Genomic DNA, 715 nt, shown 5'->3' on the forward strand with positions numbered 1-715 from the left:
CGCTGGATGAAATGCAGGTCCGATTCGTCGTACTGCACGCAGTAAATGCGATCGGGGTAGATCGAGCCGGTCTGGAAGGCGTAGGCGTTGCCCTGGATACCGTGTTCTTCAAGGACCTTGCCGATGATTTTCGGCACGCTGAGGTTCTGGAAGATCCGCTGGTTGATCCGGTGCGCCAGGTACGCCAGTTGCGGGCGCAGGGTCACGGAGTAGCGCGTCAGGCGCTTGCCGGAATCGCCTTGCGCGGCGCGGTAGATCAGGCCGTGGATGCCGCTGCCGTCGGGCGACAGCTGCAAAAAGGCCGGTTTGTGCAGCAGGGTTTCGAGGTCCAGCGACGGCTGCTCACTGACCAGCTCCACCTCGAATACGAAAGGCTGGCTGATGGCTTCCCGGCCGGTCAGGGTAAACACCTGAAAGTCGGCGGAAAGACCTTCGATGGTCAGGGCAAAGTGGGTTTCATTGGCCGGCGCGAACATCCCTTGTTCCTCGTGCTGTACAGCGGCGCTCGTCGACGCCGGCAAAGCGGGTCAACGTACGCGAAATTCTGGAGGGGCGTAAACAACATCGACCAGCAGAGCTGGCCGATGCTTGAAACGATCAGCCGTAATTAAACGACTGGAGCACGCCAGTCATCGGAACCCGAAGTACCGGATACTTCGTGGGTCCAGGTGATTTTGCGGTAGGTGAACTGCACTTCTTCCAGGTGGGTGAAGTG

The 715-nt window shown here is 59.6% G+C and carries 1 protein-coding gene and 1 pseudogene; both read right to left on the minus strand.

Annotated elements, in window-relative coordinates:
* A partial coding sequence (locus QLG12_RS07170) for a contractile injection system protein, VgrG/Pvc8 family (RefSeq protein WP_282474223.1) occupies positions 1-476 on the minus strand: 476 nt, incomplete at its 3' end.
* Between the two features lie 131 nt (positions 477-607).
* A pseudogene (locus tag QLG12_RS07175) lies at positions 608-715 on the minus strand (type VI secretion system tube protein Hcp); the annotation flags it as partial.

This window comes from Pseudomonas sp. V88_4, from assembly GCF_029967985.1.
In the GTDB taxonomy this organism is placed as follows: Bacteria; Pseudomonadota; Gammaproteobacteria; order Pseudomonadales; family Pseudomonadaceae; genus Aquipseudomonas; species Aquipseudomonas glycinae.